Genomic DNA, 22,599 nt, shown 5'->3' with positions numbered 1-22,599 from the left:
TAGCTCTCAACGCCCTTACAAGGGACGGGACTTCGCAGACCGGAGAACCCCCATGGACATAACCACGCAATCACCGGCGCCACCACCGGCGCCCACCGATCGCCCCTCACCAGCCGAGCAGAAGCGCGCCGCCCGCGGCGCCACCCGCCCCGGAGACCGGATCTTCCTCGGCCTCTCGCGCGGCTCGGGCATCCTGCTCCTGGTGATCATGGCCGCGATCGCGGTCTTCCTGACCTACCGCGCCTCGCTGGTCCTCTCGAAGAACGAGGGCAACTTCCTCACCACCTTCGAGTGGAACGCGACCGCGAGCCCGCCCGTCTTCGGCATCGCCGTCCTCGCCTTCGGCACGATCGTCACCTCGATCATCGCCATGGTGATCGCGGTCCCGATCGCCGTCGGCATCGCGCTCTTCCTGACGCACTACGCGCCGAAGAAGCTGAGCGGGACCATCGCCTACGTCATCGACCTGCTGGCCGCCGTGCCGTCCATCGTCTACGGCCTGTGGGGCGCGCTCTTCCTCGTGCCGCACATGACCGGCCTGTTCCACTGGCTCGACGACTACTTCGGCTGGACCGGCGTCCTCGACTACCAGGGCGGCGCCCCGCGCACCCTGCTCACCGTGGGCATCCTGCTGGCGATCATGATCCTGCCGATCATCACCAACGTCTCCCGCGAGGTCTTCCGGCAGGCCCCCCAGATGCACCAGGAAGCGGCGCTCGCGCTCGGCGCGACCCGCTGGGAGGTCATCCGGATGTCGGTGATCCCCTTCGGCCGCTCCGGCATCATCTCCGCCTCGATGCTGGGCCTCGGCCGCGCGCTCGGCGAGACGATGGCCGTCGCCACGGTCCTCTCCCCCGACTTCCTGATCCACACCAGCCTGCTCGACCCGGGCGGCGGCACCTTCGCGCAGAACATCGCCGCGAAGTTCTCCGAGGCCAACGACCAGGGCCGCGACGCCCTCATCGCCTCCGGCCTCGTCCTCTTCGTCATCACCCTCCTGGTGAACGGCGCGGCCCGCATGATCATCGCCCGCCGCAAGGAGTACTCGGGGGCCAACGCATGAGCAACGCAACCGTTCCCGCGAAGACGCCCGGGAAGCCGAAGCCGCCGAGCACGCTGAGCGCCGCGCGCCTGCCCCGCTGGGCCCCCTGGGCCGTCGCCGTCGGCTCGATCGCCGCCGGCTGCGCCATCGGCCTCGGCGCCGGACTCACCAGCCGCATCCAGTGGGGCCTGCTCGCGGCCCTCCTCTTCGTCCTCGTCTCGTACGCGCTCGCCGCCAAGGTCGAGGGCGGCCGCCAGGCCAAGGACCGCCTCGCGACCAGCGTCGTCTGGGTCGCCTTCATCCTCGCCGTGGTCCCCCTCGCGTCCCTCGTCTACGAGACGATCGCGCGCGGCATCAAGGTCCTCGACCCGTACTTCCTGACCCACTCGATGGGCTTCGTGACCTCGTACCAGGAGGGTGGCGGCATCTACCACGCCATCCTCGGCACGCTGGAACAGGTCGGCATCGCCACCGCGATCTCGGTCCCGATCGGCATCCTCACGGCGATCTACCTGGTCGAGTACGGGCGCGGCAAGCTCGCGAAGGCCGTCACGTTCTTCGTCGACGTGATGACCGGCATCCCCTCCATCGTGGCGGGCCTGTTCATCCTGTCCTTCTGGATCCTGATCCTCGGCTTCGGCTTCTCCGGCTTCGCCGGCGCGATGGCCCTGACCATCCTGATGATCCCGGTCGTGGTCCGCTCCACCGAGGAGATGCTCAAGCTCGTCCCGAACGAGCTGCGCGAGGCCTCGCTCGCCCTCGGTGTCCCGAAGTGGCGCACGATCCTCAAGGTCGTCCTGCCGACGTCGATCGGCGGCATCACGACCGGCGTCATGCTGGCCGTCGCCCGCATCGCCGGCGAGACCGCCCCGGTGCTGCTGCTGGTCTTCGGCAACCCGCTGATCAACGGCAACCCGTTCGAAGGCCCGCAGGCCTCGCTGCCGCTGTACATCTACCAGCAGTACGCGAGCAGCGGCGGCAGCCAGGCGGCGTACGACCGCGCCTGGGCGGCGGCCCTGGTGCTCATCGCCTTCATCATGATCCTCAACCTCGCGGCCCGCGGCGTAGCCCGCTGGAAGGCCCCGAGCGCCGGTCGCTGACGCGGCCATCTCCTCAGCGACGTATCGGAAGTGAACTGAACCCATGGCCAAGCGAATCGACGTAAGCGGACTTACCGCCTACTACAGCGCCCACAAGGCGATCGAAGACATCTCGATGACCGTCGAGCCCCGTTCGGTGACGGCCTTCATCGGCCCGTCCGGCTGCGGCAAGTCGACCTTCCTGCGCACCCTCAACCGGATGCACGAGGTCACCCCCGGCGGCCGCGTCGAGGGCAAGGTGCTCCTGGACGACGAGGACCTGTACGGCTCCCACGTCGACCCGGTGGCCGTGCGCCGCACGGTCGGCATGGTGTTCCAGCGCCCCAACCCCTTCCCCACCATGTCGATCTTCGACAACGTGGCGGCGGGCCTGAAGCTCAACGGCAAGTACAAGAAGTCCGAGCTCAGCGACGTCGTCGAGAAGTCCCTCAAGGGCGCCAACCTCTGGAACGAGGTCAAGGACCGCCTGAACAAGCCCGGCTCGGGTCTGTCGGGTGGTCAGCAGCAGCGCCTGTGCATCGCCCGCGCGATCGCAGTCCAGCCGGACGTCCTCCTCATGGACGAGCCCTGCTCGGCCCTCGACCCGATCTCCACCCTCGCGATCGAGGACCTGATCGGCGAGCTCAAGGAGCAGTTCACGATCGTCATCGTGACGCACAACATGCAGCAGGCGGCCCGCGTCTCGGACCGCACCGCGTTCTTCAACCTCTCGGCGGTCGGCCAGCCCGGCAAGCTGATCGAGATCGACGAGACGGAACGCATCTTCTCCAACCCGTCCGTCCAGGCGACGGAGGACTACATCTCAGGCCGCTTCGGCTGAGCCACCCCCGACTCCCCGCGGTGCTGCATGGCGGTGCCACCACGGGGACCAGAAGAGGCCCGCCCCTGTACAGGGGCGGGCCTCTTCACGTTTTTAGGGGCGCGGGGCTGTGTCCATCAGCGGCTCCGCCGCGGGGCGCAATCTTTTAGGGGGGGGTCTGGGGGCGCAGCCCCCAGGGACGGGACGGGAAGGGGCGGCGGGGGCGACATCCACCCCCGTCGCCGCCTAACCGAACGCCAGATACACACACCCATACGCCGCCGCAGCGACAATCGCCGCCGCCGGCATCGTGATGAACCACCCGATGACGATGTTCTTGGCGACGCCCCACCGAACGGCGTTGACCCGCTTGGTGGCGCCCACGCCCATGATCGCCGAGGTGATGACATGCGTCGTCGAGATCGGCGCATGGAACAGGAACGCCGACCCGAACATGATCGACGCCCCCGTGGTCTCGGCCGCGAACCCCTGCGGCGGATCCAGCTCAATGATCTTGCGCCCGAGCGTCCGCATGATCCGCCACCCACCGGCATACGTACCGAGCGACAGCATCAGCGCACAGGCGATCTTGACCCAGACCGGAATCGGGTCCTCGTAGGTCTCGTGGCCGCCGATGACCAGCGCCATCACGACGATGCCCATCGTCTTCTGCGCATCCTGGAGACCGTGCCCGAGCGCCATACCGGCGGCGGAGACGGTCTGCGCGATACGGAAGCCACGCTTGGCCTTGTGCGGGTTGGACCGCCGGAACAGCCACATGATGAGCGTCATCACGAGGTAACCGACGACGAGGCCGATCACCGGCGACGTGAACATGGGAATGACGATCTTCTCCCACACCCCGGACCAGTAGACGGTGGTCCCGCCCGCGAGGGCGGCACCCACCATTCCACCGAACAGGGCGTGCGAGGAGGACGAGGGAAGCCCGAAGTACCAGGTGATGAGGTTCCACACGATCGCGCCGGCGAGGGCGGCAAACAGAATGCCCATGCCCTTGTCGCCGACGGGGGTCGCGATGATCCCCTCACTCACCGTCTTGGCGACGCCGCTACCGAGGAAGGCACCGGCCAGGTTCATCACCGCGGCCATCGCGAGCGCCGCACGGGGCGTCAGCGCACGCGTGGAGACGGAAGTGGCGATGGCGTTGGCGGAGTCGTGGAAACCGTTCGTATACGTGAATCCAAGCGCGACGCCGATCGTCACGATCAGGGAGAAGGTGTCCATGAGCCGGCCTCAGGACTCCTTCACGGCGATGGTCTCCACCGTGTTGGCCACGTGCTCGAAGGCGTCGGCCGCCTCTTCCAGCACATCGACGATCTGCTTCAGCTTCAGGACTTCCATGGCGTCGTACTTGCCGTTGAAGAGCTGGGCGAGCAGCTTGCGGTGGATCTGGTCGGCCTGGTTCTCGAGGCGGTTGACCTCGATCCAGTACTCGGTGAGGTTGTCCATCGTGCGCAGGTTGGGCATGGCCTCGGCGGTCAGCTCCGCCGCACGCGACAGCACCTCGATCTGCTGCTCCACACCCTTGGGGAGCTCCTCGACCTGGTAAAGGACGACCAGGTCGACGGCCTCCTCCATGAAGTCCATGATGTCGTCGAGGGACGACGCGAGGTTGTAGATGTCCTCGCGGTCGAACGGCGTGATGAACGAGGAGTTCAGCTGGTGGAAGATCGCGTGGGTGGCGTCGTCACCGGCGTGTTCGGCTGCCCGCATCCGCTCCGCGATCTCGGCCCGGGCGGAGGAATCCGCCCCGAGCAGTTCCATCAGGAGCTTCGAGCCCGTGACGATGTTGTCCGCGGACGCGGCGAACATGTCGTAGAAGCTCGTCTCCCTGGGGGTCAGACGAAAGCGCACGTGGGGTCCTCGGGGTGCTTTGGATTCGGTCAGGCTGATGCTAGGCGCATCATCCGGCCACGGCTAACCGGCGTCTCCCCAGTGTCGCCCATCAGGCACAGTGATCAGCACTGGGCCCGGCCGAGGCGGGACGAACCGGAACGATCCTTGGGAAATCCGGTATCATATACCCGCAGGGGGTATAGCAAATCACGGGAGGACGGACACGATGACGACTGACGCGACGCAGACGGAACAGCCGGCTGTGCCGGACAAGGCCGAGATCGTGACCGACCACGACCGCGGCATTCACGGGTACCACCATCAGAAGGAAGAGCACCTCAAGCGGCTGCGCCGGATCGAGGGTCAGATCCGCGGCCTGCAGCGGATGGTGGACGAGGACGTCTACTGCATCGACATACTCACGCAGGTGTCGGCCTCCACGAAGGGGCTTCAGTCCTTCGCGCTCCAGCTCCTGGAGGAGCACCTGCGGCACTGCGTCGCCGACGCCGCGCTCAAGGGCGGGGAAGAGATCGACGAGAAGGTCGAAGAGGCCACGAAGGCGATCGCACGCCTGCTGCGCACCTGAGTCCTGCCTGTACTTGTAGTTCTACGAAGAGGTGGGGGCGCCGGATCCGGCGCCCCCACCTCTTCGTTCTTCTCGCTCTTCTCGCTCTTCTCGTTTCAGTCCCGGTCGCCCTCCGGTCCGCCGGGCAACGCCTCGGCGACCCGCAGCACCTCGTCGATCCGGTCCACGCTGAGCCGCCCCTCGGAGACGGCGGACGCCGCGATGATCAACTCACCGCACAGCTCGATCTCGGCGAGGGCGACGTGGTCCTGAACCGCCGTACCGCTCACGGGAGCCACGTTCATCACCTCTTCCTGCCGCGTGACCAACAGCCGATGGCCGCAATGGCCGACTTCCTAGAGTAGGGACCGGCTCACGCCCCGCGCATGGCACGGAAGAACCATTTCCGGCCCCCGACAGGCCTATGGCCGGGCGACAAAACGGGCTGCGAGACAGGCGGCAGATCGGGCAGCGGATCGGGCGACAGGTCGGGCGGCAGGCCCTACGGTCCGGGCTCGGCGACCTTGCCCGCGAAGATGTCCCCCTTGGCCGGAAGCCGTACCTTCACCGGCTTCCCGAACCCCCGGTACAGAGTCGTCGACCTCACGGCGAAGTCCTTCTCCGGCCCGTTGGCGAAGCTGAACCGGTGGACGACCTTGCGGATCAGGCCCTCGTCGTCGACATAGACGTCGAACGGCACCCGCCCCTTGCGGAACCCTTTCGCCGCCGCTTCGAGCGCCCCTCTCCGCTCCGCGGAAGCGGCCTTCGCGGCGACGCTCAGCTCCACGTCCCCCTTGTAGTGCCGGGTACGTACGCCCGCGATGTCGGTCTCGCCCCGCTCCGTCACATTCCGCGCGCCGCGCAGCAGTTCGGCCGCCGCGAGCGGATCGGTGGCGCCGCCGGTGACCAGATTTCCGTCCGTCAACGTCGTGACGTCGACGCGCACCCACTTGTCGGCGGGGACGCCGGCGCCCCGGTTCTTCATGTACAGGGCGCCCGGCGCGAGCAGTTCGGTGATCGGCCGGTGCTCCTCGTCGCCCGCCGCGTCCTGCGGAAGCCGCACCCGCAGCTCGCCGAGGCCCTTGCGGTAGTCGTAGACGCCGTCGCCGTGGATGGTGACGCGGGTCCCGCCGCTGGCCATCTCCATCGACGTACGCGCCTGTGAACTGCCCTCGCGGACCAGCCGGTCGGCCGCCCCGCGCACGGTCCCTGTCGGATCCGCGTTCCGCTCGCCGCCCGCGGCGCCGCCACCGCATCCGCCGACGCCCACCACCACCGACGCCACCGCGGCCGCCGCCACCACCCGTGCCGAAGCGGCCGCGCTCCCGTGCTGCTGCACCACCATCGCTGGTCCGACCCCCATGCCTGTCCGTGCTCCGTGCGTGTGCGGCCACCCCTGTCGTCGGGGTTAACGACGAGTAGGGTCGACCGTCACGCGAACGGGGGCTTTACATGGAGTCGCTACCGTGGCCGCGTGGCACAACAGCAGCACTCGCATACGACCACCGTCGTGGAACAGGGACGTTTCTGCCTGGCCCGCTGCAGCTGCGGCTGGCGGGGACCGGCCAGAAGGGCACGGAGCAAGGCCCGTTCGGACGCGGACGGCCATCTCGACTCGGCGGGCCCGGCCGCCTGACGGAACCCACGGCTCACCGATGACGTCTCGTACCTCGGGAAGCGAACAGGTGGCCGAGGGAGACAACCACATGGAACGCCGCACGTTCATCACGGCATCGGCCGCGGCACTCACGGCCGGCGGCGCGGTGAGCGCCTGCTCCGGGTCGGGGTCCGGTTCCGGGTCCACGGGTGGGAACTCCGCGTCCGCGTCCTCCGGCTCCTCCGCCCCGATCCGCTCCACCAGCGCGAGCGCGTCGAGCACGGTGCGGGCCGCGGCGAACCTCGCCGGCCTCGCCAAGGATCTGGACGGCTCCCTCGTCCGCCCCGGCGAATCCTCCTGGGCGGCGGCGCACCAGCTCTACAACACCCGCTTCGACACGTTGAAGCCGCGCGCCGTCGCGTACGTCTCGGGGACCGACGACATCCGTACGACCCTCGCGTACGCCCGCGCGCACAAGGTTCCGCTCTCCATACGCAACGGCGGCCACTCGTACGCGGGTTGGTCCTCGGGCAACGGCCACCTGATACTCGACGTCTCCCGGATGAAGTCCGTCCGCGCTTCGGGGGGCGAGGCGGTGGTCGGCGCGGGCGCCAAGCTCATCGACGTCTACCGGGCGCTGGCCGCCAAGGGCGTGACGATACCGGCGGGTTCCTGCCCCACGGTCGGCGTCTCGGGCCTCACGCTCGGCGGCGGCCACGGCGTCGTGTCGCGGGCCTACGGCCTCACGTGCGACAGCCTCACGCAGGCCACGATCGTCACGGCCGACGGCAAGGAACTCACCGCGAACGCGACGTCGCACAAGGACCTCTTCTGGGCGCTACGGGGCGCGGGCAACGGCCAGTTCGGTGTGGTGACGGAGCTCCGCTTCAAGACCCACCCCGCGCCGCAGGCCGTCTCCGCGTACATGAGCTGGCCCTGGTCGAAGGCGGCGACGGTGCTCAAGGCCTGGCAGAAGTGGGGCCCGGAGCAGGCCGACGAGATCTGGTCCTCGCTGCACATCGCGGGCGCGCCCGGCGGCAACCCGACGGTCTCGGTCGCGGCGTTCTCCCTCGGCACGTACACCGAGCTCCAGAACGCGGTCGACCGCCTCGCCGACGGGCCCGGCGGCCCCGGCCCCGCCACGTCGGTCTCCCTCAAGCGGCGCTCGTACGAGGAGTCGATGGAGGTGTACGCGGGCTGCTCGGCGTTCTCCGAGGACGCCCAGTGCCACCTCCCCGGCGCGACGCCCGGCCGTGACTCGGCGGGCGCGTTGCAGCGCGAGACGTACGCGGCCGCCTCCGACTTCTTCGACCGGAATCTCTCGGACGCGGGGGTACGCACGCTCCTGAAGCAGTTGGAGAACGTGAAGTCCGGGGCCGGGTCGGTGGCGCTCACGGCGCTCGGTGGCGCGATCAACCGGGTGGACCCGACGGCGACGGCGTTCGTGCACCGCCGCGCGCGGATGCTCGCGCAGTACATCGTGTCGTGGCAGCCGACCACATCCGGCTCGGCGGCCCGCGACTGGCTTTCCTCGGCCCATGCGTCGATGCGGCCGTACGCCTCCGGGGCGGCGTACCAGAACTACGCGGACGCGTCCCTGAAGAACTGGAAGCAGGCGTATTACGGGGACGCGGCACCCCGCCTGACCAAGGTAAAACACACGTACGACCCGTCAGACTTCTTCACCTTCCCGCAATCCCTGTAACGGGTTCCCCAGTCCCTGTAACGGGAGCCCTGCCCCGTCCCTACGCCACGGGGCTCCGCCCTGGACCCCGCGAGTCTCGTCCCAGAGCGGGGCTTGAATTGACCACCCGCCGCAGGAGCTTGAATTGCCCCGCCCACCCGCAGGCAATCGCCCGGCTCCCGCCCATCTCCCACCCACCCGCCCCCTCCGGGGCCGTCGGCCCGACGGGGTACCGCCACCCGCCTTGGGTAATCCGCCGCCAGCCACGGCTCCCCACCCTTGACGGTCGACGCCGCCCCGCCTTGGGCAATCTGCCGCCTGGGGCGGCAGGGTGGGCAAGGCGGCACCCCGGTGCCGCGCACCCATCACGACAGACGCCAACCCCGGCACGGGCCCAGGTGCCGCGCACCGATCCCAACGCGCCCCACCCCGGCCCCGCCCCGGGCCCCGGTCGGGGCTGGAGCCCCCGGAGGGGGCGGGCGGGTGGGAGACAAGCCAGGACCGGCGCAGCCGAACACGGCACGACACCGCGCACCAGCACCACAGACGCCGCCCCCGGCAAACCCCCGACCCAGGCGCCGCGCGCCCATCACGACGGCCCCAACCCGACGCGGCACGCCGAAACGCACGATCCCGCCCCAGCACGGAGCGCTACCGGGATTCATTCGCAGTGGATCGGGTTTCAGCCCGGTGGTGAAGCGGATCTGATGACTGCGGAGCGTCGCGGTGTCGTTCCGGTGGAGCCGGATGGAGCGGTCACTGGCGAGGGTGACGGGAGGAACGGGTGTTCCCGGTTACGGAGGGTGTAGTTCGTTCGTACGATCCTCGCATGCAACTTCGGTACGCCTTCAGGTTGTACCCGGAGCCTGGTCAACGCGCCGCGTTGGCGCGGGCGTTCGGGTGTGCCCGTGTCGTGTTCAACGACGCGGTGCGTGCCCGCGAAGACGCCCGCAAGGCCGGGCGGCCCTCCCCCACGGCCGGGGAGCTGTCCCTCTCTCTGATCACCGAGGCCAAACGGACGAGCGAGCGGTCCTGGCTGGGGGAGGTGTCCGCGGTCGTGCTTCAGCAGTCCCTGCGGGACGCCGAGTCCGCGTACAGGAACTTCTTCGCTTCTCTCACCGGTGCCCGCAAAGGTCCGAAACTGGGACCGCCGCGCTTCAAGTCCCGCAAGGACGCCCGGCAGTCGGTCCGGTTCACCGCCAACGCCCGCTGGAGCATCACCGACAGTGGCCGCCTGAACCTGCCGAAGATCGGCGCGGTGAAGGTGAAGTGGTCCCGCAGCCTGCCCACCACCCCCACCTCGGTCACCGTCATCAAGGACGCGGCAGGCCGGTACTTCGCCTCCTTCGTGATCGACACCGACCCCGCCGCCGACGCCGCCCGGATGCCCGACACCGACCAGGTCATCGGCATCGACCTGGGCCTGACACATTTCGCCGTGCTGTCCACCGGCGAGAAGATCGACTCCCCCAGGTTCCTGCGGCGTGCGGAGAAGAAGCTGAAGAAGGCCCAGCGGGAGCTGTCCCGCAAACAGAAGGGATCCAAAAACCGGGCCAAGGCCCGCCTCAAAGTCGCCCGCGCCCACACCCAGGTGACCGACGCACGCCGCGAGTTCCACCACCAGCTCTCCACGAAGCTGATCTCCGAGAACCAAGGGATCGCCGTGGAGGACCTGTCGGTGGCGGGACTGGCGCGCACCAGGCTGGCCAAGTCCGTGCACGACGCCGGATGGTCCACCTTCGTCGGCATGCTGGCGTACAAGGCTCAGCGCTACGGCCGCACCCTGGTGAAGATCGGCCGGTTCGAGCCGACCTCCCAGACCTGCTCCACCTGCGGCGTCAAGGACGGACCCAAACCCCTGGGCGTGCGGGAATGGACGTGTACCGCCTGCGGCGTGGTCCATGACCGGGACGTCAACGCCGCGATCAACATCAAGACGGCCGCCGGACTGGCGGTATCGGCCTGCGGAGCGCCGGTAAGACCGGGAGCAGTCCCGGCACAGCGCACAGAAACAGGAAGCCACGGAATCCCCACCGAATCCCGTGCCGCGTAGCGACACAGCAACGTCGGGAAGACCAGAATCCTCGGGCTTCAGCCCGAGGAGCAAGTCAAGCCGCCAGGTCCCGCTCCTCCGCCGGCTCCGCCGCATCCCGGGACTCGGGGAGTTCCACCGCGGAGGCCACCGCGTCGGGGGCCCACACGAGCCGGGAGACCCACCCGGACGCCCGCCCGATGCCCCGCGTCAGCGGAGTGAGCAGCGCCGAGGCGAGCGGCGAGAGCAGCAGCGCGACAGCCGTGCCGAGCGCGAACCCGCCCACGACGTCCGTCGGATAGTGCACGCCCATGAAGACCCGGCAGAACCCTTCGAGCACGGCAAGCCCTATGGCGGCGAGCCCGAGCTTGCGGTGGGCGATGAAGAGCCCCGCCCCGATGGCCATCGCCAGCGTGGCGTGATCGCTGACGAACGAGAAGTCGGTCTTGCCCTTGACCAGAACCTCGAGCCCCTGGTGGTCCACGAAGGGCCGCGGCCGCTCGACGAAGGACCGGATCGGCACGTTCACGAGAACGGCGACCCCGGCGGCGAGCGGCGCCCACACCACGGCGGCCACGGAGGACGCCGCGTCGTCGAGCGACGCGCGCTTCCTCGCACCCCACCAGCACCACAGCACGAGGAGCACGAGCGCGATCAGGATCCCGTACTCCCCGACGAACTCCATGGTCCGGTCGAACCAGCGCGGAGCGTCATCGGCCAGGCCGTTGATGTCGTAGAGCAGCGTGACGTCGGGGTTGGATCCGGATGTCGCGGGCGCTTCGAGTGCCACGAGTCCAGCCATAGTTCAGCGGCCCCTTCGTCTTCAGCCACCCCCGTGGTTGTTTTCGATTCAGGTAGAGGAACGCACGGTCCCACCCTCTACGTTCCACAATCCACCGAACGATCACCCAGACGTTATCGAAGAGAGACACAAACCCGCAGCTCAGGGCCATGGCATAACAGAGAGTTCCAGCCAACTCACAGACCGCTTCGCGGAACTCAGACCTCCGGCGAAGCGCTCGGCAGCGCCTTCGCACCGTCCTCCGTGACCCGGGTCGCGCCGAAGTAGTCAGCGGTGTCGATGGGGTCGAAGCGAATGACGGCACCGGTCCGCGGCGCGTCGATCATGTAGCCGCCGCCCACATAAACGCCCACGTGATGGATGGCCCGGCTGTTCTGGAGGTCGTGGGAGAAGAACACGAGGTCCCCGGGAAGCAGCTCGTCCCGCTTCGGATGCGGCCCGGCGTTGTACTGGTCGTTGGCCACACGCGGCAGCTCGATGTCCGCCGTCGCGTACGCGGCCTTGGTCAGCCCCGAGCAATCAAATCGGCCATCTTGGTCCGCCGTGCCGTTGCCACCCCACAAGTAAGGGGTGCCGAGCTTCTTCTGCGCGAAGTAGATGGCGGCCGCGGCCTGCTGCGAAGGCTGCACGCGCCCGACCGGCTTCGCGAAGGACTTCTCCAGGGTCGTGATGACCTTCACGTAGTTCTGCGTCTCGCGGTACGGCGGCACTCCCCCGTACTTGATGACGGCGTACGAGCCCGCGTTGTAGGCGGCGAGCATGTTCTTCGTCTTGTCGCCGGGCGCGTCCTTCACGTACGAGGCGAGCTTGCAGTCGTACGAAGCGGCCGAGGGGATCGCGTCGTTGGGGTCCCAGATGTCGCGGTCCCCGTCCCCGTCCCCGTCGACCCCGTGCGCGGCCCAGGTGCCGCTGATGAACTGCGCGATGCCGTATGCCTTGGCCGGCGACGTGGCCTTCGGGTTGAACCCGCTCTCCTGGTAGAGCTGCGCGGCCAGCAGCGCCGGGTTGATGGCGGGGCACAGATTGCCCCACTTCTGTACGAGTGGCTGATACGCGGCCGGCACGGCGCCCTTCGCGAGCCCCACGGCCCCCTGCCCGACCCCGCTGCTCAGGCTCCCCGCCGCCATGTACGTCCCGAAAACGAGCAGCGCCACGAACGCGGTCCCCCCGGCGACGGCCGAACCCGCGAGCATCCACGCCTTACGCACCGTCAACCGCCCTTCGCCACGGGGGAGTCCGGGCACGACCCACGGCCGGACACACGAGCGCTCAGTTTACGGTCGGGCACGCCACCCCGTCAGCGACTGCCCGAACTATCCACGACCAGCCTTCATTGCCCGGCGTGACCAGGCATGATACACAGAGTAACCGTACGTTCCTTCGCATCCGGAACCGTCCCTCCCGGGCGGTCCCTCAGGCATGGGACCGTAGGAACTCGGCCAAGGAATGGCGCCAAGTGTGCAGGCATCGGAGCCAATCTGGGCAAGAATGGGTCTGACCTCTGCGCTGCGGCAGAGGCGACAGAACTACCCACATGGGGCGGTGAGTTACACATGCTGCTGGCAGCCGAAAAAGGCGACATCTCCACCATCATCGGCGGGATCGCCCCGGATTGGGGCCCGTTCGGGAGCCTGGGCAACGAGGCACGCGTGATGGTCGAGGTCGTGATGGCGGTCGCCATCCTGCTGTGCCTCGGCATCGCGATCTGGGGCGCGGCCAAGCAACGGATCGGGGCCACGGCCCTGCGCGACACCTTCAGCGCCGAGCAGGGCAAGGGCCTGATCATCGCGGGCCTGACCGGGGTGTTCATCATCGGCTCACTAGGCACGCTGTTCACCATCGTGTACGGCATGGCCGTCTAGCTCCCGCCTGAGGTTGCGTCTCCCTGATGTCGAGTCACCACACCGCGCCCGCGCGGAAACCAGCACGGCTACCGTCGTATGCGGTGGTTCGGCGAAAGGTTGAGGGGGCGTGCGCGCAATGAGTCCTGACGGTCCACAGGACGACGAGCTCTACGGAGGATCCGGCCAGACCCGGACGCGGCTCCCGGAGAGCTCCGGCGCCCGCAGACCGGGGCGTTCACCGTCCCGGTCCCTGGTGACCGTGGTCGGCGTGGTGGTGCTGCTCATCGCGGCGATCGCCTTCGCGAACCGCGGTACGGACGACACCTCCGGCGGTTCCGAGCCCTCCGGCACGAAACCGGCGGCGGCCCCCACGGCCCCGACCGGTGCCAAGCCGGTGTCCTCCGGCTTTGAGCACGACGAGCAAGGGGCGCAGTCGGCGGCCGCCAACTATGCGGTGCGGCTCGGCGGTGACGGCATGTTCAACGCCGACCGGCGGCACGGCATCGTGGACGAGCTCTACACGTCCGCGGCGGCCACCAAGCTCAAGGGCCCGATGGACGAGGCGTACTCCACGGAGTTCCTGACCAAGCTGGGTCTCGACGCGGACGGGAAGGCGCCCAAGGGCAGCACGTTCGTCTCCCGCACCATTCCGGTCGGCACCAAGACGCTCCGGTACGAGGACGACGCCGCCAAGGTGTCGGTCTGGTACATGGGGCTCCTCGGCATCTCCGGCACGCACTCGACCAACCCGGTCGCCACGTCGTGGCAGACCTGGACCTTCCAGCTGCAGTGGATCGACGGCGACTGGAAGATCACCTCCGACTCGCAGAAGAACGGTCCCACGCCTGTCCCCGGCGACGACCGCGCCTCCAACTCCGACGACATCAGCAAGGCCATCGAGGAGTACGGAGGGTTCTCGTATGCCCGGTAACCCACGCCGTGCGCTCAAGCTCACCGGTCTCGTCGCCGTCGTACAGGCCGCGGCCGTCCTGACGGCCACCCGTGCGCTCGCGGCGCCCGAACCGACCGACGATCCCTGCCGCCTGATCCCCGGGCGCGCCAAGGACTACTGCGAGCGCGGCAACGAAGCCACCGGTGGCAGCACCGGAGGTGGCGGTGGCGGGACGCCCGACGTCTCCAACCCCCTCGACCCCCTCTCCAGCCTCGCCAAGGGCTGCGCAGAGGCCGCCTCCTGGACCGTCGACCAGCTCAGCGACGCCGTGCAGAAGACGGCCAACGTCGACTTCACCAACCCGAAGTTCCTCCAGCAGTACGCCGTCGTGTTCGCCGCGTCGACGATCCTCACGCTCGTGCTGTGGCTGCTCGCCGTGGCCAAGCGCGCCGTGCGCGGCGTACCGCTGATGACCGCGATCTCGGAGGCCGTGGGTTTCCTCTGGCTCACCGTGCTCGCGTCCGCCTTCACCCCGCTGATCCTCTACACCGTGGTGTCGGCGGCCGACGGTGTGAGCGACGTACTGGCGAAAGCGACGGGTAATCAGACGGACGCGTTCTTCGGGACGTTCTCCGAGGCGCTGAAGAAGGGCGACGACATCGGCGGCGGGCCGATCATGCTGATCGTCGTGTCACTGGTGTCGATCGTCGCGGCGGGCGTGCTCTACCTGGAGCTCTACTTGCGCGCCGTCCTGCTCTACGTGGGCGCGCTGCTCGGCGTCGTCGTCTACGCGGGGCTCGTCGACAAGAACCTGTGGGGCCACGTGCGCCGCTGGGTCGGCGTCATGATCGCCGTCATCCTCGTGAAGCCGGTCATCGTGATCGTGCTCGGCCTCGCGGGCGCGCTGTCCAGCAGCGACAAGGGGCCCGACTCCCTCGCCGCGATCGTCTCCGGCCTCGCCATCGTGCTGCTCGCCATCTTCGCGAGCGGCATGATCTACCGCTTCGTGCCCGGCTTCGGCGACGAGATGGCCAACGTGAGGAAGAACCGGCTCATGCAGGGCGCCGAGGGCAAGGCGGCCGCCGTGATCTCCTCCCCCGCCGCGCTCGTCTCGCAAGGCATCAAGACCCACAGCAGCCGTCAGGACAGCGGGGGTTCGGGAGGCGGTGGCGGAGCCTCCCAGGCCCGTCCCGCCAACCCCGCGTCCGGCGGTGTGGCCGCGCACAGCTCACGCCCGGCCGCGTCAGGGGGAGGCGGCGGAACTGTCCCCTCCGCCGCACCCCCGCCCCGTACGAGCCCGACGAAGACCCCGCACGCGAGCAACGACCGCGGGAGCAACGGCGGTAACACCGGTAAGAACGGCAACTGGCAAGGAGGTGCAGGGCGTTGACGACCCAGTCCCACGTGTCCCCTCCGGTCACGCCCCGCCGTACATATCTGATCGGTCGCGCCCGGCCGAACGCGATCGTCGGCAAGAATCGTGAGTCCGGCGAGATCGCGATGATCGTCGTGGGCGCCTTCCTCGGCATGATGTGCGGACTGCTCGTCCCCGTGCTGTCGCTGCGCATCGTGCTGCTCACCGGCTTCCCGATGCTCGGGCTGGCCGCGGTCTACGTCCCGTACAAGGGCCGCACCTTCTACAAATGGTTTGAAATCAACCGCAGCTACAAGCGCTCCCTCAAGCGCGGCACCGCCTACCGATCGCCCACCATGGAGGCCGGCACCCGGCTCGACGGGCGTGAGGTCGAGATCGGCCCGCCCCCCGGCATCGGCAGGCTCACGTGGCTGGCCGCGCCGTTCGGGCCCGACGAGATCTGCGTGCTGCTGCACGCGGACCGGCGCACCGTCACCGCCGCCATCGAGATCGAGGGCCCCGGCGTCGGGCTGCGCGACTCGGAGGACCAGGAGGCGCTGGTCGACCGGTTCGGCACGCTGCTCAAGCACGTCGCCAACGGCGACGGGTTCGTGACCCGGCTCCAGATGCTGGCGCGCACCCTCCCCGCCGACCCCGACGCGCACAACAAGGACGTCGCGGTGCGCGGCGACGACCGCTCGCTCGGCTGGCTCCAGAAGTCGTACGACCAGCTGCAGTCCATGGTCTCGACGAGCAGCGAGCAGCACCGCGCGTACCTCGTGGCCTGCATGCACTTCACGCGCGACCTCGCCGCCGAGGCCAACGCGATGGCCCGCGCCACCCGCCCCAAGGGCGGCAAGAAGGTCGACAGGGACGCCGGGCTCGCCGTCGTCATGGCGCGCGAACTGACCGACATCTGCTCGCGGTTGCAGGAGGCGGACATCCGCGTGCGGCAGCCGCTCGGGCAGGGCCGGCTCGCGTCCCTGATCCACTCCATGTACGACCCCGACCACCCCATCGACCACATCCAGGCGATGTCGAAGCGCAACGCCTGGCCGGCCGAGCTCGACGCCATGGAGCCGACGTTCCTTCAGGCCAAGACGCGTGAGTCGACGACCCGCGCGCCCTGGTGCCACGCCACGGCGTGGGTCAAGGAGTGGCCGATGACGCCGGTGGGCGTGAACTTCCTGGCTCCGCTCCTGGTCCACACCCCGGATGTCATCCGGACCGTCGCCGTCACCATGGACCTCGAACCCACCGAGGTCGCCATCGAGCGGATGCTGACCGAGAAGACCAACGACGAGGCGGAGGCGTCCCGCGCCGCCAAGATGAACCGGACCGTCGACCCCCGCGACATCGCCGCCCACGGCCGCCTCGACCAGCGCGGCGAGGACCTGGCGAGCGGCGCGGCCGGCGTCAATCTCGTCGGCTATATCACGGTCTCCTCCCGCAATCCCGACGCGCTCGCCCGCGACAAGCGCACCATCCGCGCCTCGGCGGGCAAGTCGTACCTGAAGCTGGAGTGGTGCGATCGCGAGCACCACCGGGCGTTCGTGAACACCCTGCCGTTCGCCACCGGCATCCGCCGATGACCCCGACGATCCCGATGTTCCTGATGTCCGCCGACACGGCCGGAAGGTAGGCGCTGCACTATGCGGGATCCGCTGACCGCTCTCACCGATGCCTTCACCGCGTTCCTGTTCGGGAAGGTGGAGACGACCCGGCTTCCGGTGCGTACGTCGACGGGGCAGGCACAGGCCGTCTATCTGCCGACGGCCGCGCCGGGCCTCGGCGACTCCGGGGTGATCATCGGCCGCGAGGTGTACTCCGGCAAGGGCTACATCTACGACCCCTTCCAGCTCTACGGTCAGCAGCTCCCGGCCCCCCACTGGCTGGTGCTCGGCGAGTCCGGCAACGGCAAGTCGGCGCTGGAGAAGACTTACGTACTAAGGCAGTTGAGGTTCAAGGACCGTCAGGTCGTCGTCCTCGACGCACAGGGCGAGGACGGCGTCGGCGAGTGGAACCTCATCGCCGAAGAGCTGGGCATAACTCCCATCCGGCTCGACCCGACGGCCGCCCTGGACATGGGCATCCGGCTCAACCCGCTGGACCCGGCGATCACTTCGACGGGCCAGCTGGCGCTGCTGCGCACCATCATCGAGGTCGCGCTCGGGCACGGCCTCGACGAGCGCTCCGGCTTCGCGCTGAAGGTCGCGCACGCGTACGTGAACGAGACGATCGTCGACCGGCAGCCGGTCCTGCCCGACATCGTCGAGCAGCTCCGCCACCCGGAACCGGAGTCGGCGGAGGCCATGAACGTGGCCCTCGAGGACGTCCGGGCCTGGGGCCTCGACGTGGCGCTCGTCATCGACCGGCTCGTCGACGGCGACCTGCGCGGCATGTTCGACGGCCCGACGACGGTCGGCATCGACCTCGACGCCCCGCTGATCGTCTTCGACCTGTCCCACATCGACCGGAACTCGATCGCGATGCCGATCCTGATGGCGATCGTGGGCGTGTGGCTGGAGCACACCTGGATCCGCCCCGACCGGAAGAAGCGCATCTTCCTGGTCGAGGAGGCCTGGCACATCATCAACAGCCCCTTCGTGGCCCAGCTCTTCCAGCGGCTCCTGAAGTTCGGCCGCCGCCTCGGCCTGTCCTTCGTGGCGGTCGTCCACCACCTGAGCGACGTGGTCGACGGCGCGGCCGCCAAGGAAGCGGCGGCGATCCTGAAGATGGCTTCCACGAGGACGATCTACGCCCAGAAGGCGGACGAGGCGAGAGCCACGGGCCGGGTGCTCGGACTGCCCCGGTGGGCCGTCGAGATCATCCCGACGCTCTCCCCCGGCATCGCCGTCTGGGACGTCAACGGCAACGTACAGGTGGTCAAACACCTGGTCACCGAGACCGAACGCCCACTGGTGTTCACCGACCGCGCCATGACGGAATCGTCCGCCGAGCAGTTCGTGGACGAGGCCCTGGAGGCGGCGGAGCTCGAGGCCGAGGAACGGGCGGCCGCGTTCGTGGAGCAGCGCCTGGGCGGCTCCGAGTCCACGGTGGCATGAACGGTGGCATGACAGGAATGCGGGACGAGCGGGGGCACCGGATGGAGCGGGGTTACCACCGGGACGACCGGGAGGGGCGTGGCCGGGGCGGTGTGCCCGACGGGCTGCTGGTCGGGGTCCTGGCGTTCCTCCTTGGCATGACGATCCTGGCGTGGACGGCGACGGGCCTCGCGGGCCTCTTCACGAAGGGCGCGTGGCCGACGTCCGTGACGTTCGCGAACACGCCGCTGGCCATGCGCTCGTTGATCACCCGCCCGCACGACATCCCCGGCGCATGGCCCGGCACCCCCGCCGCCGAACTGTCCGGCTACGGCCTCTTCTGGGGCCTGTTCATCGGCCAGCTGATGATCCTGGTCGTCCTGGCGGTCTTCGTGGCGGGAACGGTGGCGCGGTGGCGCGCGGTCCGGAAGAAGCGTCGCACTCAGCCCATTCAAGCCCCGCACTTGGACGAGAGCCAGCGGGGTCCGGGGCAGAGCCCCGAGACGCCAACCACGCCTCCGGTAATTCAAGCCCCGCACTCGGACGAGAGCCAGCGGGGCCCCGGGCAGAGCCCCGAGACCGCAACCCCGCCCCCCGCAACCACACCCGTACCGGCCCAACGCGGACCCGTCCACCTCGGCCCGCCGGCCGCCCGCCACCCCCTCGCCATGGAAGCCATCCAGGACGCCGAAGGCCCCGTCCTCGTGATCACGTCGTCCGCGGACGTCTGGTCGGAGACCAAGGACGCCCGCGCCAAACTCGGCCCCGTCCTCCTCTACGACCCCACCCACCGCTGCGACACCCCCGCCCGCATGCACTGGAACCCGGCCGCCGGCTGCACCGACAAGGAGACCGCGGCGGCCCGCGCCACCGCCCTGCTCGCCCCGATAAGGCCCACGGCCAAACTGGACTCGGCGCTCGCCGAGGCCGCGACCACCCTGCTGCGCAGCTACCTGCACGCGGCGGCCGTCGACGGCAAACCGTTTCGCCATGTCCACCGCTGGGCCCAGGGCACCCAGGTCCAGGACGCCGTACGCATCCTCCGTACGAACCCGAAGGCGGCAGCGGGCACCGCGGGCGAACTCGAGGCGGCCCTCACCTCGCACCCCGAACGCCGCGACATGGCACAGGAGTTGACGGCCCGCGCACTGTCCTCCCTCTTCTCGGTGCACATCCGTGAGGCGTGCACGCCCAACCGAACGGATGCGCTCACTCTGGATTCCTTCGTCAACGAAGGGGGCACGCTTTATGTGGTCGGTGAACCCATCGAGGACCCGAAGGGGCAGCCCGGTGCGATGCCCCTGCTCACGGCCCTCGCCTCGAGCGTGGTCGAGCACGGCCGCCGCGTGGCCGCACGGTCACCTGCCGGCCGGCTCGACCCACCAATGACGCTCGTCCTCGACGACGTCGCGGCGGTGGCTCCGCTTCCCCAACTGCCGGAGCTGCTGGCCACGGGAGCGGACCAGGGGCTGGTCACCCTGGCCCTGCTCCGGTCCAGGGAACAGGGCCGCACCCGCTGGCCGGACGCGGAACTCCCGCTCGGTTAGGCCCTACCGGCCGTACAGCTTCAGAAACACCCCGAGCCCACTGGACACGCGGGCGTCGACCTCGGCGTCGGACATCGGCACCACCCCGAAGAACGTATCCACCGTGACGGACCCGGGGATCAGCAGCAGGAAGTGCCGCCCGGCCTCCGCGGAGTTGGCCTCGTCGACCGCCAGGTGCCCCTGCTCGCCGAGCCGGAGCAGCGCCGCGCGCACCGCTTCCGCCGTCCCCCGCGGGCCGATCCGCTGCCACTCCTCGATGACGTCGGCGGGCAGATGCGAGCCCTCCGAGATGATGTGTCGTACGAGAAGCATGTGCGGCTCGTGGTCGCCGCGCCGCCCCATCCACTCCCGGGCGAGCGCGAGCAGATCCTTCTCGACGTCCGCCACCTTGCCCAAGTGCCGCTCGATCAAGGCGACATGAGCAGCCGTCACATTCCTGGCACTGTCGATGAGAACCTCGCGAAAAAGATTCTCTTTGCCACCGAAGTGGTTGTAGAGCGTGCGCGTGGAGACCCCTGCTTCCGCAGCGATCTCGTCGATACCCGCGCGCGCGTACCCCTCGCGGCCGAAGACCGTCCGCGCCCCGCGCATCAGCGCCTGCCGCTTCTCGACCGTGCCCTTGCGCGGGATACGCCCCGACTCCTGTGTCATGCCACTCCGCCCTCCGCCGTGCTCGTCCAGCCTAGACACAGAGACCTAGGTACAACGACTGTTGCACTTCTTACAACCACGGTTGTACTTTACCGGCATGGCAACCGAATCCCAGGCTTCGGCGGCCCGCGAAGTCGGCGGCAGCCGCTCCACGTTCACTCTCCTCGTCGTGCTCCTCGGCATGCTCACCCTGCCGATGGCCATGTCCGGCACCACGGTCGCGCTCCCGCGCATCGGCGCCGACCTCGACGCCACGGGCGCCGCGTTGCAGTGGGTGGTCGTCGGCTACTTCCTCGCCGCGTCCTCGTTCATGCTGGTCGCGGGCTCGCTCGGCGATCTCCACGGCCGCCGCCGGATCCTCACGGCGGGCGCCACGCTCTACACGGCGGGCACCCTCGCCTCGGCCCTCGCCCCGAACATCCTGCTCCTCGACGCGGCCCGGATCCTGTCCGGCATCGGCGCCGCGGGCGTCATGGCCAGCGGCAGCTCGCTGCTCGCCGCGACGTTCACGGGCCCCGCCCGCACCCGCGTCTTCGCCTCGCTCGGCACCACGGCGGGCCTCGGCCTCGCCTTCGGCCCGACGTTCTCCGGCTGGCTCGTGGACGCGGTCGGCTGGCGCGCCACCTTCCTGTCGTACGTCGCCGTGGGCGCGGTCATCGTCGTCGGCACCCGCCTGATGCCGGAGTCCCGGGCGGACACGAGCCCGCGCGTCGACAAGGCGGGCGCGGCCACCTTCATCGCCGGCCTCGCCCTGGCCCTCTACGCGATCACGCAGGGCTCCAAGTCCGGCTGGGCGGCGGTGCCGACCCTCGTCCCCGCGGCCCTGTCCCTCGCGCTGCTCCTCACCTTCGTACGCGTCGAACGCCGCCTCGTCCGCACCGGCAACGGCCGCCCGATCCTCGACCTGCGGCTCGCCCGCAACCCGGCGTTCCTCGGCTGGGCGGTCGGCTCCTTCGGGCTCGGCGCGGGCACCACCGGCGTCCTCGCCTACCTGCCGACCTACCTCCAGGGCGCGAACGGCACGACGGCCCGCGCGGCCGGCCTCACGCTGCTGCTGATGACGGTGCCGATCCTGGCCCTGCCCCCGCTCGGCGCCCGCCTGGTCAACCGGGGCGTGCGGGCCCGCCACATCCTGACCCTGTCCCTGCTCCTGCTGGCGGCGGGCAACGCGTGGCTCACCACGCTCCACCCGGGCATCCCGGTGACATCGCTGGCGGGCCCACTGCTCACCATCGGCGCGGGCCAGGGCCTCTCCATCGGCATCATCGACGCCCAGGCCATGTCGATGGTCGCCCCGTCCGAGGTCGGCATGGCCTCCGGCTTCCTCAACACGGTCCGCGGCGGCACGGGCGCCATCATGCTCACGATCTTCGGCGCCCTCCTCCTCGCATCCCTCGAACCCCGGGTGGGCTCGGCGCCCCTGGCAGCAAGGATCACGGCAGGCACGGGCGGCCACGCCCAGGAATTCACGGAGTCGTGGCGGGTGACGCTCTGGTCGACAACGGCCTTGCTAACGGCCCTGGCCGCACTGGCCTACAGGCTACTGACGGCTGTGAGCACGCACCCCGCCCCCGCTACGGACAGCCATCCCGCCCCCGCTGTGAGCACGCGCCCCGCCCCCACTGCGGGCAGCCATTCCACCCCCGCTGTGAGCACGCGCCCCGCCCCCACTGCGGACAGCCATCCCGCCCCCGCTGTGGGCAGGCGTCCCGCACGGCGGGACGGGTGGGCACAGCCCCCGTCGCCGCGCAACGAAACAACCACGCACACCGAGTCAACCCGATAACCA

The 22,599-nt window shown here is 69.4% G+C and carries 21 protein-coding genes; 14 read left to right on the top strand and 7 right to left on the bottom strand.

Going from position 1 to position 22,599, the window contains the following annotated elements; genetic code table 11:
• The first annotated feature begins 52 nt into the window (after positions 1–52).
• Genes pstC through pstB form a run of 3 tightly spaced genes read left to right on the top strand, consistent with a single transcriptional unit; the run spans position 53 to position 2,962 of the window.
• On the top strand, positions 53–1,063 hold the full coding sequence (pstC, locus tag OG746_RS06530) for a phosphate ABC transporter permease subunit PstC (RefSeq protein ID WP_266712464.1): 1,011 nt from the start codon (positions 53–55) through the stop codon (positions 1,061–1,063).
• Positions 1,060–2,142, top strand: a complete 1,083-nt coding sequence (gene pstA, locus OG746_RS06525) for a phosphate ABC transporter permease PstA (RefSeq protein ID WP_266712462.1) — start codon at positions 1,060–1,062, stop codon at positions 2,140–2,142. Before pstC ends, pstA begins: the two co-directional genes overlap by 4 nt.
• 43 nt (positions 2,143–2,185) lie before the next feature.
• Entirely contained in the window at positions 2,186–2,962 is a 777-nt protein-coding gene (gene pstB, locus OG746_RS06520) for a phosphate ABC transporter ATP-binding protein PstB (protein WP_266712460.1), read from the top strand.
• 225 nt (positions 2,963–3,187) lie between these two features.
• On the opposite strand, the gene OG746_RS06515 is transcribed toward pstB, so the two are convergent.
• Both OG746_RS06515 and OG746_RS06510 read right to left on the bottom strand, forming a co-directional pair.
• Entirely contained in the window at positions 3,188–4,186 is a 999-nt protein-coding gene (locus tag OG746_RS06515; RefSeq protein ID WP_266712458.1) for an inorganic phosphate transporter, read from the bottom strand.
• Positions 4,187–4,195: 9 nt separating this feature from the next.
• Positions 4,196–4,816 (bottom strand): DUF47 domain-containing protein, encoded by a 621-nt coding sequence (locus OG746_RS06510; RefSeq protein WP_266712456.1) that lies wholly within the window; start codon positions 4,814–4,816, stop codon positions 4,196–4,198.
• Between the two features lie 208 nt (positions 4,817–5,024).
• Here OG746_RS06510 and OG746_RS06505 point away from each other — a divergent pair, with 208 nt between their 5' ends.
• The gene (locus OG746_RS06505) at positions 5,025–5,384 is read left to right on the top strand and encodes a metal-sensitive transcriptional regulator (protein WP_266712454.1); all 360 of its coding nucleotides are present in this window, start codon (positions 5,025–5,027) and stop codon (positions 5,382–5,384) included.
• 95 nt (positions 5,385–5,479) lie between these two features.
• Here the strand turns inward: OG746_RS06505 and OG746_RS06500 are convergent, their stop codons facing one another.
• A complete protein-coding gene (locus OG746_RS06500) occupies positions 5,480–5,668 on the bottom strand; it encodes a hypothetical protein (protein ID WP_266712452.1) in 189 nt (62 codons plus the stop codon).
• Positions 5,669–5,865: 197 nt separating this feature from the next.
• Positions 5,866–6,726: an SCO4651 family lipoprotein gene (locus OG746_RS06495; protein ID WP_266712450.1), complete on the bottom strand. Its 861-nt coding sequence runs from the start codon at positions 6,724–6,726 to the stop codon at positions 5,866–5,868.
• Positions 6,727–6,837: 111 nt separating this feature from the next.
• Here OG746_RS06495 and OG746_RS06490 point away from each other — a divergent pair, with 111 nt between their 5' ends.
• The 3 genes from OG746_RS06490 (at position 6,838) to OG746_RS06480 (ending at position 10,697) form a co-directional block, all read left to right on the top strand.
• Positions 6,838–6,999 (top strand): hypothetical protein, encoded by a 162-nt coding sequence (locus OG746_RS06490; protein WP_266712448.1) that lies wholly within the window; start codon positions 6,838–6,840, stop codon positions 6,997–6,999.
• A gap of 70 nt (positions 7,000–7,069) precedes the next feature.
• Positions 7,070–8,665: an FAD-binding oxidoreductase gene (locus tag OG746_RS06485; RefSeq protein WP_266712446.1), complete on the top strand. Its 1,596-nt coding sequence runs from the start codon at positions 7,070–7,072 to the stop codon at positions 8,663–8,665.
• Positions 8,666–9,473: 808 nt separating this feature from the next.
• The gene (locus OG746_RS06480) at positions 9,474–10,697 is read left to right on the top strand and encodes an RNA-guided endonuclease InsQ/TnpB family protein (protein WP_266712444.1); all 1,224 of its coding nucleotides are present in this window, start codon (positions 9,474–9,476) and stop codon (positions 10,695–10,697) included.
• Positions 10,698–10,752: 55 nt separating this feature from the next.
• Here the strand turns inward: OG746_RS06480 and OG746_RS06475 are convergent, their stop codons facing one another.
• Both OG746_RS06475 and OG746_RS06470 read right to left on the bottom strand, forming a co-directional pair.
• Positions 10,753–11,478 (bottom strand): phosphatase PAP2 family protein, encoded by a 726-nt coding sequence (locus OG746_RS06475; protein WP_266712442.1) that lies wholly within the window; start codon positions 11,476–11,478, stop codon positions 10,753–10,755.
• Between the two features lie 197 nt (positions 11,479–11,675).
• Complete coding sequence (locus OG746_RS06470; protein WP_323179552.1) at positions 11,676–12,692, bottom strand: C40 family peptidase; 1,017 nt, start codon at positions 12,690–12,692, stop codon at positions 11,676–11,678.
• A gap of 339 nt (positions 12,693–13,031) precedes the next feature.
• Here OG746_RS06470 and OG746_RS06465 point away from each other — a divergent pair, with 339 nt between their 5' ends.
• The 6 genes from OG746_RS06465 to OG746_RS06440 all read left to right on the top strand — a co-directional run bounded on the left by OG746_RS06465 (position 13,032) and on the right by OG746_RS06440 (position 20,159).
• On the top strand, positions 13,032–13,340 hold the full coding sequence (locus tag OG746_RS06465; protein WP_266712440.1) for a DUF8827 family protein: 309 nt from the start codon (positions 13,032–13,034) through the stop codon (positions 13,338–13,340).
• 118 nt (positions 13,341–13,458) lie between these two features.
• Positions 13,459–14,253, top strand: coding sequence for a DUF8175 domain-containg protein (locus tag OG746_RS06460; protein ID WP_266712438.1), 795 nt, complete (start codon positions 13,459–13,461; stop codon positions 14,251–14,253).
• Positions 14,243–15,604, top strand: coding sequence for a hypothetical protein (locus OG746_RS06455; RefSeq protein WP_266712436.1), 1,362 nt, complete (start codon positions 14,243–14,245; stop codon positions 15,602–15,604). Before OG746_RS06460 ends, OG746_RS06455 begins: the two co-directional genes overlap by 11 nt.
• Positions 15,601–17,160, top strand: a complete 1,560-nt coding sequence (locus tag OG746_RS06450; RefSeq protein ID WP_266712434.1) for an SCO6880 family protein — start codon at positions 15,601–15,603, stop codon at positions 17,158–17,160. The genes OG746_RS06455 and OG746_RS06450 overlap by 4 nt, the downstream gene beginning before the upstream one ends.
• Before the next feature lie 60 nt (positions 17,161–17,220).
• Positions 17,221–18,633 (top strand): ATP-binding protein, encoded by a 1,413-nt coding sequence (locus tag OG746_RS06445; protein WP_266712432.1) that lies wholly within the window; start codon positions 17,221–17,223, stop codon positions 18,631–18,633.
• Positions 18,634–18,650: 17 nt separating this feature from the next.
• On the top strand, positions 18,651–20,159 hold the full coding sequence (locus OG746_RS06440; RefSeq protein ID WP_524540456.1) for a type IV secretory system conjugative DNA transfer family protein: 1,509 nt from the start codon (positions 18,651–18,653) through the stop codon (positions 20,157–20,159).
• A gap of 3 nt (positions 20,160–20,162) precedes the next feature.
• Here OG746_RS06440 and OG746_RS06435 read toward each other — a convergent pair whose 3' ends face one another.
• The gene (locus OG746_RS06435; RefSeq protein ID WP_266712430.1) at positions 20,163–20,810 is read right to left on the bottom strand and encodes a TetR/AcrR family transcriptional regulator; all 648 of its coding nucleotides are present in this window, start codon (positions 20,808–20,810) and stop codon (positions 20,163–20,165) included.
• Positions 20,811–20,907: 97 nt separating this feature from the next.
• Between OG746_RS06435 and OG746_RS06430 the strand changes: the two genes are divergently transcribed.
• Positions 20,908–22,596 carry an MFS transporter gene (locus OG746_RS06430; RefSeq protein WP_266712428.1) on the top strand — a complete coding sequence of 563 codons (1,689 nt, stop codon included), beginning with the start codon at positions 20,908–20,910 and terminating at the stop codon, positions 22,594–22,596.
• Positions 22,597–22,599: the final 3 nt, after the last annotated feature.

This window comes from Streptomyces sp. NBC_01016 (assembly GCF_026341035.1).
Lineage (GTDB): Bacteria > Actinomycetota > Actinomycetes > Streptomycetales > Streptomycetaceae > Streptomyces.
This window is presented reverse-complemented; position numbering and strand designations above follow the sequence as displayed.

What these genes read in the sequence shown, in the direction of transcription:
- pstC (WP_266712464.1), top strand. Translation starts at nt 53, where the DNA reads ATGGACATAACCACGCAATCACCGGCGCCACCACCGGCGCCCACCGAT.
- pstA (WP_266712462.1), top strand. Translation starts at nt 1,060, where the DNA reads ATGAGCAACGCAACCGTTCCCGCGAAGACGCCCGGGAAGCCGAAGCCG.
- pstB (WP_266712460.1), top strand. Translation starts at nt 2,186, where the DNA reads ATGGCCAAGCGAATCGACGTAAGCGGACTTACCGCCTACTACAGCGCC.
- OG746_RS06515 (WP_266712458.1), bottom strand. Translation starts at nt 4,186, where the DNA reads ATGGACACCTTCTCCCTGATCGTGACGATCGGCGTCGCGCTTGGATTC.
- OG746_RS06505 (WP_266712454.1), top strand. Translation starts at nt 5,025, where the DNA reads ATGACGACTGACGCGACGCAGACGGAACAGCCGGCTGTGCCGGACAAG.
- OG746_RS06500 (WP_266712452.1), bottom strand. Translation starts at nt 5,668, where the DNA reads ATGAACGTGGCTCCCGTGAGCGGTACGGCGGTTCAGGACCACGTCGCC.
- OG746_RS06495 (WP_266712450.1), bottom strand. Translation starts at nt 6,726, where the DNA reads ATGGGGGTCGGACCAGCGATGGTGGTGCAGCAGCACGGGAGCGCGGCC.
- OG746_RS06485 (WP_266712446.1), top strand. Translation starts at nt 7,070, where the DNA reads ATGGAACGCCGCACGTTCATCACGGCATCGGCCGCGGCACTCACGGCC.
- OG746_RS06480 (WP_266712444.1), top strand. Translation starts at nt 9,474, where the DNA reads ATGCAACTTCGGTACGCCTTCAGGTTGTACCCGGAGCCTGGTCAACGC.
- OG746_RS06475 (WP_266712442.1), bottom strand. Translation starts at nt 11,478, where the DNA reads ATGGCTGGACTCGTGGCACTCGAAGCGCCCGCGACATCCGGATCCAAC.
- OG746_RS06465 (WP_266712440.1), top strand. Translation starts at nt 13,032, where the DNA reads ATGCTGCTGGCAGCCGAAAAAGGCGACATCTCCACCATCATCGGCGGG.
- OG746_RS06460 (WP_266712438.1), top strand. Translation starts at nt 13,459, where the DNA reads ATGAGTCCTGACGGTCCACAGGACGACGAGCTCTACGGAGGATCCGGC.
- OG746_RS06455 (WP_266712436.1), top strand. Translation starts at nt 14,243, where the DNA reads ATGCCCGGTAACCCACGCCGTGCGCTCAAGCTCACCGGTCTCGTCGCC.
- OG746_RS06445 (WP_266712432.1), top strand. Translation starts at nt 17,221, where the DNA reads ATGCGGGATCCGCTGACCGCTCTCACCGATGCCTTCACCGCGTTCCTG.
- OG746_RS06440 (WP_524540456.1), top strand. Translation starts at nt 18,651, where the DNA reads ATGCGGGACGAGCGGGGGCACCGGATGGAGCGGGGTTACCACCGGGAC.
- OG746_RS06435 (WP_266712430.1), bottom strand. Translation starts at nt 20,810, where the DNA reads ATGACACAGGAGTCGGGGCGTATCCCGCGCAAGGGCACGGTCGAGAAG.
- OG746_RS06430 (WP_266712428.1), top strand. Translation starts at nt 20,908, where the DNA reads ATGGCAACCGAATCCCAGGCTTCGGCGGCCCGCGAAGTCGGCGGCAGC.